This window comes from Massilia sp. NBRC 108631, from assembly GCF_059704565.1.
Window position 1 is genome coordinate 1 of the sequence record NZ_BAAKJE010000154.1, and the last position, 6,503, is coordinate 6,503.

The 6,503-nt window shown below is 64.1% G+C and carries 7 protein-coding genes and 1 tRNA gene; 4 read left to right on the forward strand and 4 right to left on the reverse strand.

All coding sequences use genetic code 11. The features are described from left to right. The first annotated feature begins 52 nt into the window (after positions 1-52). Positions 53-128, forward strand: a tRNA-Lys gene (locus AC6H42_RS16920). Between the two features lie 72 nt (positions 129-200). On the opposite strand, the gene AC6H42_RS16925 is transcribed toward AC6H42_RS16920, so the two are convergent. Continuing rightward, complete coding sequence (locus AC6H42_RS16925) at positions 201-761, reverse strand: YceI family protein (protein ID WP_497548534.1); 561 nt, start codon at positions 759-761, stop codon at positions 201-203. Then, positions 758-1,261 carry an Lcl domain-containing protein gene (locus AC6H42_RS16930; protein WP_057155301.1) on the reverse strand — a complete coding sequence of 168 codons (504 nt, stop codon included), beginning with the start codon at positions 1,259-1,261 and terminating at the stop codon, positions 758-760. Before AC6H42_RS16930 ends, AC6H42_RS16925 begins: the two co-directional genes overlap by 4 nt. Before the next feature lie 187 nt (positions 1,262-1,448). On the opposite strand from AC6H42_RS16930, the gene AC6H42_RS16935 reads away from it, so the two are divergent. After that, positions 1,449-2,372 (forward strand): winged helix-turn-helix domain-containing protein, encoded by a 924-nt coding sequence (locus AC6H42_RS16935; protein ID WP_497548535.1) that lies wholly within the window; start codon positions 1,449-1,451, stop codon positions 2,370-2,372. Positions 2,373-2,388: 16 nt separating this feature from the next. Here AC6H42_RS16935 and AC6H42_RS16940 read toward each other — a convergent pair whose 3' ends face one another. Further along, positions 2,389-4,437 carry a PKD domain-containing protein gene (locus AC6H42_RS16940; RefSeq protein ID WP_497548536.1) on the reverse strand — a complete coding sequence of 683 codons (2,049 nt, stop codon included), beginning with the start codon at positions 4,435-4,437 and terminating at the stop codon, positions 2,389-2,391. Positions 4,438-4,630: 193 nt separating this feature from the next. Further along, positions 4,631-5,182 (reverse strand): PEP-CTERM sorting domain-containing protein, encoded by a 552-nt coding sequence (locus AC6H42_RS16945; RefSeq protein ID WP_497548537.1) that lies wholly within the window; start codon positions 5,180-5,182, stop codon positions 4,631-4,633. Positions 5,183-5,315: 133 nt separating this feature from the next. Between AC6H42_RS16945 and AC6H42_RS16950 the strand changes: the two genes are divergently transcribed. Next, positions 5,316-6,233 (forward strand): sensor domain-containing diguanylate cyclase, encoded by a 918-nt coding sequence (locus tag AC6H42_RS16950; RefSeq protein WP_057155293.1) that lies wholly within the window; start codon positions 5,316-5,318, stop codon positions 6,231-6,233. Positions 6,234-6,272: 39 nt separating this feature from the next. Next, positions 6,273-6,503, forward strand: a 231-nt coding sequence (locus AC6H42_RS16955) for a neutral zinc metallopeptidase (RefSeq protein ID WP_497548538.1), incomplete at its 3' end; no start/stop codon positions are given.

Sequence of the window (6,503 nt, forward strand, 5' to 3'; positions counted from 1 at the left end):
GAAATTCGCGCTTGCCGAAACCCGCAGGCCGCCCTATAATGCTGCCTCTTTCGGGTCGTTAGCTCAGCTGGTAGAGCAGCGGACTTTTAATCCGTTGGTCGCAGGTTCGAATCCCGCACGGCCTACCACGAATACGCAGGAACAGATAAGGGTTAGCAAGCTTCGGCTTCCTAACCCTTCTTTGCGTCCACGCCCCTTGGCTATGCGCCCACTTCCAAAGTGATGCGGACCAGCAGCTCATCCGCCACCGACGGCACATACTTGCCAACGCCGAAGTCCGAGCGCCTCAGGGTGGCCTCGGCATCGAAGCCCGCCCTGCTCTTCTTCGTCGCCGGATCGGTACTGATCTTGTTGATTTTCGCGTTCAACACGATAGGCCTGGTCACGCCATGCAGGAACAGCATGCCATTTATTTTCAGCGTATCCATCGGTCCTTTTTCAATGCCCGTGCTGGTGAATGTAATGTCGGGGTATTGGGCGGCGTCGAGAAACTCGTCTGTTTTCAAATGCTCGTCCAATGCGGCCACCCCGGTCCGCAAGCCATCCAGCGCCAGCTTTACCGTCACGGAGGATTTTGTCAGGTCTTGTTCGTCCAGCAGCAGTTTGCCTTCGATCTTTTCAAAACGCGCCACCGGATTGGAATAGCCAAAGTGATTCCACTGGAATACCACCGCGCTGTGGCGGGAGACGATGGCCATGTCTTGCGCAGCGAAAGCAGGCAGGCCGGACAGCAGCAGCAGGGATAATAAGAGATGTTTCATTTGACGCTCCCGATGAGTCGGACGCATAAGGCGCGGGCGCCGTGCGGCATGAATTTGAACGTCTGGTTCTTGCTGCCGTTAACCAGCTGGACGCCCCAGGCCAGCAGCGGCGAAGGTTCAGCCCCGTCCTTTTTCAGGTCGCTGCCGCTCCAGTGCCAGCTGCCGCTCAGCCTGAACAACGGCGGAACTTTGCACCGCGCGTTGCCGCACGCGGCACTGTCGCCGTCCGTCCGCGCCTTGTCCACGATAGCGGCCAGTTCGTCCACTTTGGGCAGGCGCCAGCCGGCGCCCAGTTCCGCGCAATGCGCCTTTGCCTCGTCCCAGTTCAACTCTTGCCCATTGTCGCTTTGCGTCCAGCCAAGCCGGGCGCCTTCCTGCACCAGCACGGCGTTGCCGGCATCGGTCCAGCCGGCCGCGCCTGCCGCCTGGCTGCCGTTCGCCGCGCATGTGAAAACCAGGCCCAAACTGCAGATCCAGTACGGGAATTTATAGACAAGCATACTCAGCCTCCATTGGTAAATGAGCCTGCACTATGCGGATGCGGGCCGGGAAAGTCCTGAATTTGGTCTGAATTTCGGCTGAATTCGCCTGAACATTGCCTGAAACCTTGGCCGGAGCACCGCCTTGGCCGGGCTATAATTGCGCACTATCAAAATTACAAGAAAAGCACGGTGACCCATGGAGAACTTGACGACGACGAAGCTGCGCGTTGGCGCCTGGTGCGTCGACACAGCGCTGGGCGAAATGACGCGCGCCGGCGAAACCGTGCGGCTGGAGCCGCGCACGCTGCGCCTGCTGCTCTGCCTGACCGCGCGCGCGGGAGAGATCGTCAGCGCCGAAGAACTGCTGGGCCACGTCTGGCAGGGCGTGGTGGTCACGCCGGATTCGGTGTACCAGGCGATCGCGTCGCTGCGCCGCCTGCTCGGCGACGATCCCAGGCAGGCCAGTTACATCGCCACCGTGCCGCGCCAAGGGTATCGGATGGTGGCGCCCGTCGGGCCATGGGACGAGCCGGCCATCCCGGCCATGCCGGCGGCCGTCGCTGTCCCGCCGCCCGTCGCGCCAAACCGGCGCCGCGCCCTGTTGCTGGCCGCGGGCGTGGCGGCGAGCGCCGGCATGGCATTCTGGATGTCCGGCACGCAAGCGACCAAGCCGCCTGCGGCTGCCAGCGCCTTCCCGCTGCCGCAATATCGGAATTCCATCGCGGTGCTGCCGTTTGCGGATTTAACGGAAGGCATGGGACACGAGATATTTGCCGACGGCATGACCGAAGAGCTTATAAACCGGTTCAGTAAAATCCCGGGCGTCAAAGTGCCGGCGCCAACTTCCTCGTTTTATTACAAGGGCAAGCAAAAAGCACTGGCCGAGATAGGGAAAGAATTGGGCGTCAACTATATATTGGACGGCAGCGTGCGCAAATCCGGCAATATGCTGCGGGTTGCGGCGCGGTTAATGAAAGCCGACAACGGCTTCATTATCTGGTCGGACACCTACGACAGGCCGGTCGATGATTTGCTGATGGTGCAGGACGATATTGCCGGCGCAGTGGCGAAGGCGCTGAAAGCGGCGATAGAAAAAGGAACGGCGCCCGAAGCGGCGCCGTCCTCCTGATGCAAGCCTTGCCGGCTTAGCGCGAAATGGAATTGCTGCTCATGGCGTTCAGGCTGGCGTCATAGGTGTAACCGGCGGCGGTTATGCCGTTGAGCGTGAACTTGAAGGTACCGGTCTTCTTGCTGGACACCGAGTTGATGGTCGCCACGCCGCTGGCGTTGGTCACAGCCGATGCCGCGCCGCTGACGATGCCGCTCCAGCTGCCCGATACGGTGGCATTCGGGATCAGATTGCCGCTCGCATCCTTGACGGTGACTTTGGCCTGCGCGTAGGCCTGCTGGCGGTTCGGCGCCACCAGCGCCATCGTGATACCGCCGGCGTAGACCTTCGGCTGCGCCGTGGTGGCGGTGATCACCACCGTGCTGGTGCCGCTGAAACCGGCGCTGTTGGTGACTTTCAGGGAGGCGGTGTAGCTGCCGCCGGCGTTGTACACGTGACTGGCGGCGACGCCGGCGGCCAGCGGGGTGCCGTCGCCGAAGTTCCATTCATAGCTGACGATGCTGCTGCCCGAACCGGTGGACGAGGCCCCGGAGAAGGACACGTTCAGCGGCGCCGGGCCGTTGGTGGCGCTGGCGCCGATGACGGCCACCGGAGCGCCTGCTGCCGCCAGCGGCGCCGACATGGCCACCGCGTAGCGGCCCACGCTGCCGTAGGCGCTGTAGCCGGTGCCCAGCGCATCGCCCAGGCCCATGCCCTCCACGCTCACATAATACGTACCGGCAGCCGGCAGGTTGAACGACAGCGAGGCGGTCAGCGCGTCGGCCGGATTGGCCTCGGCCAGCAGGTTGCCTGACGCGTCGCGCAGCTGGACCAGAATGTCCAGGTTGGGACCGCGCTCGAACGGCTTGGCGTTGATGGTGACCACGCCGGCGCCCGCGTTAAAGCGGAACACGTCGACGTCGGACGGCGTTTCCATCACGCCCATGATGTCGTAGGTGTTCATGCCGCTGACGGCGGTGGGCGACAAGGTGGCGGCGGTGGCGATGCCGTTGCCGAAATCGTCGGCGGCAAACATCACGCCGTTGTTCTGCATCACCAGGTAGTCGTCTTCGCTGTTATTGGCGTTCAGGTACTCGCCCTTGCTGAACTGGACCAGTTCCTTGTTGTAGCCCACGCCCATGATGGGCGCCCAGCCGGTGGCGCCGCTGCCATGGCCAGAGTAGTAGCCGACCGAGCTGGTGCCGTCGTGCGACAGGCCCAGGTTGTGGCCCACTTCATGCGAAGTGGCTTCGGCGATGCTTTTCTCGCCGTTGCCCAGCTTGTCCTGGAAGATGAAGGCCGGCTTGTTCGCTTCGCTGGTGGCGTCGAACACGCCCACGTAGGCAAAACCGCCGCAGCCGCAGTCGCCCTTGACGGTGCCGGCGGTGAAGTTCTTGGTGATCAGCGCGCGCGTGCCATAAGTGTCGTCCGACAGGGAAGTACGCGACATCTGGTCGGCCGGCGGCTCCTCGGTGGTGACGTCGACGTCGAAGGCCGCGTAATCCTCGGCCACGCGGCGCCAGATATTCTGGATCATGGCCAGTTCGGTGCTGCTGAAGGTGCCGGGCAGTCCGTCCAGGTCGAAGGCGGGACTGACGATGGTGCTCAGGCCGTAGCTGGTGTTCCACGCGGTGCCGGTGGTGGTGTGGCCGTTGAAGTCGAGGTAGATCTTGCGCTTGGAGCTTTTGCGGGAGTGCAGCAGGAAGGTCTGGTCGGCCGGATAGATGGCGCCGCTTTGCGCCACGTCGGACGGCGATGCGGTCAGGCCCAGCTCGACGAAGTACATGCGCCCGGCCTTGTCGAGCCAGGCGGAACGGTCGTTGCGGAATTGCGCCCGCAGCGCGTCGGCCGACTTGCCGTAGTGCGCGGCCACGCCCGGCAGACTGGCGCCCAGGCGGCTGATGGCCCGCTCGCCGTTGCTGTGGTCAGGCAAATTCAGCTGCGGCATCGCCGGCTTGGCCGGCTGCGCCTGGCTGGAGCGCTTGGCGGCGGTTTGCGCCAGCGCGCTTTCCGGCAGCGCCATCGTTCCTAACGCCAGTGCCGCCAGCGCAGCGGCGGCAATCTTCTTGGAAATTCGGTTCGGCATGTGGGCTCCCTTGGCGGTCTATGCTGTTGGTTAAGGCTTACAGCCAATAACATACCAAGAAAGAGTATCCCCACGGCAATAAAACATCAGGAAAGCGCGGATTTTGTATGTGAGTGTGCACTCCTGCAAAAGGCGTCAATGTTAAGCAATATGGTCATCCTATTGCACTGGAAACATGCTTGTTGCTGGAGTGCTATCGATGGCCAAACAAGCACCGTGGCCGGCGCCGCGCCAGCAGCACTGCGCCACCCGCCAGCAACATGGCGTAGGCGGCCGGCTCCGGTACGGCGCTCAGGTAGAGCACCACCTGCGTATCCTGGTCAAAGGACAAGCCCTGCCAGTTGACATAGGCGGCGTTGCCGCTGATGGTGACATTGGCCGGCGTGAAGCCGGCCAGGTTGGTCTGCCGCCCCAGCGCGGCGAAGGGCTGCCAGCTGTGGTCCAGATTGGTCAGCACGAAGCCGTTGAAGGCGCCGCCCAGCCAGTAGGCCTCGGTGTTGAAATTGCTGGCGATTACCTGGGTATCGGTCACGGTCAGGTCGAACACCCCGGCGACATTGTGGAACAGCGCGCCGTCGCCGTCGACCAGCTGGGCGGCAAAACTGCGCGTGGGCGTCTGCAGGTCGGGATAGAAATACTGCAGCGACACGCGGTCGCCCAGGGTGCCGGCGAGTGCGCCGGGAGCAGCGCCGGCGCCGCCGGCCAGCAAGAGTACACACAGCACGCGTTTCAATGAAGTCCACATGGCCAGCCTCCGCAGGTTAGGGTGAACGCCATGGTAAGCGGACTGCAGCGGGCCCGGCGCCAGCTTGCCTAACAGCCACGGCTCTGCTACCGTTGCGGCGCTGCACAAAATTGACCTTACCCTCCGGATTTCCATGCCGTACATGACCGCACTGTCGGGCGAACAGATCGCGTCCGTCCTCAAAGCCCTGCCCGACCCGGCCTTTCTCCTCACCCGCAGCGGCCGCTATGCGGCCGCCTTCGGCGGCGCCGACGTGCGCTATTACAATGAGATCGGCTTCCTGGCGGGAAAAACCATGGCCGAGCTGCTGGTGCCGTCCAAGGCCGAGTGGTTCCTGGCCGAGATCCACAAAGCGCTGGCCACGCGCAGCCTGCACGTGGTGGAGTACGGCCTGGTCAGCGAAGACATTCTCGACATGGCCGGCAAGCCGCCGCTCAAGGCCAGCTGGTTCGAAGGCCGGGTGCAGGCGCTGGAGTTCCAGGTCGACGGCGAAGACGCGGTGCTGTGGGTGGCCAGCAATATCACGGCGCGCCACCAGCTCGAAGCGCAGCTGCGCCTGCACAGCGAAAGCGACGAGCTGTCCGGCCTGAACAACCGGCGCAAGCTGATGGGCGCGCTGGCCGAACATTATCAAGTGTTCCTGCGCTACCGCACGCCGACCGCCCTGCTGATCTTCGATATCGACCATTTTAAGAACATCAACGACCAGTTCGGCCACCTGTTCGGCGACAGGGCCATCCGCGCCGCCGCCGACGTCTGCCGCGACGAGCTGCGCAGCACCGACTTTCCCGCCCGCCTGGGCGGCGACGAGTTCGTGGTGCTGATGCCGCACACCGGCCGCGCGCAGGCCGCTCCCATCGCAGAACGCCTGCGCCTGCGCGTGGCGGAAGCCCTGCTGCGCCTGGGCGCGGTGGGCGGCGGCGGCACCATCAGCGGCGGCCTGAGCGAATTTGCAGCCGGCGACACCCACGCCGAGGACGTGCTCAAACGTGCGGACGACGCACTGTACCGGGCCAAGCGCGGCGGCCGCAACCGGATAGTAAGCGTATAGTGGCTGCATATAAATAAGACTGCAAGACAGGAGCTCGCCATGAAATGGGAAGGTAACCGCGAAAGCGACAACGTAGAGGACCACCGCGGCTCGGGCGGCGGCGGCGGCGGCTTCGGCCTGGGCGGGCGCTCGATCGGCATCGGCACCGTGGTGCTGGCGCTGATCGGTTCCTGGGTGTTCGGGGTCAATCCGCTGACCATGCTGAACCTGCTCAGCGGTGGCGGGGGGGGGGCCGGGCCCGGGGCCCCCCCCCGCACCGCCCCCCCCGCC

What these genes read in the sequence shown, in the direction of transcription:
- AC6H42_RS16945 (WP_497548537.1), bottom strand. Translation starts at nt 5,182, where the DNA reads ATGTGGACTTCATTGAAACGCGTGCTGTGTGTACTCTTGCTGGCCGGC.
- AC6H42_RS16925 (WP_497548534.1), bottom strand. Translation starts at nt 761, where the DNA reads ATGAAACATCTCTTATTATCCCTGCTGCTGCTGTCCGGCCTGCCTGCT.
- AC6H42_RS16930 (WP_057155301.1), bottom strand. Translation starts at nt 1,261, where the DNA reads ATGCTTGTCTATAAATTCCCGTACTGGATCTGCAGTTTGGGCCTGGTT.
- AC6H42_RS16940 (WP_497548536.1), bottom strand. Translation starts at nt 4,437, where the DNA reads ATGCCGAACCGAATTTCCAAGAAGATTGCCGCCGCTGCGCTGGCGGCA.
- AC6H42_RS16950 (WP_057155293.1), top strand. Translation starts at nt 5,316, where the DNA reads ATGCCGTACATGACCGCACTGTCGGGCGAACAGATCGCGTCCGTCCTC.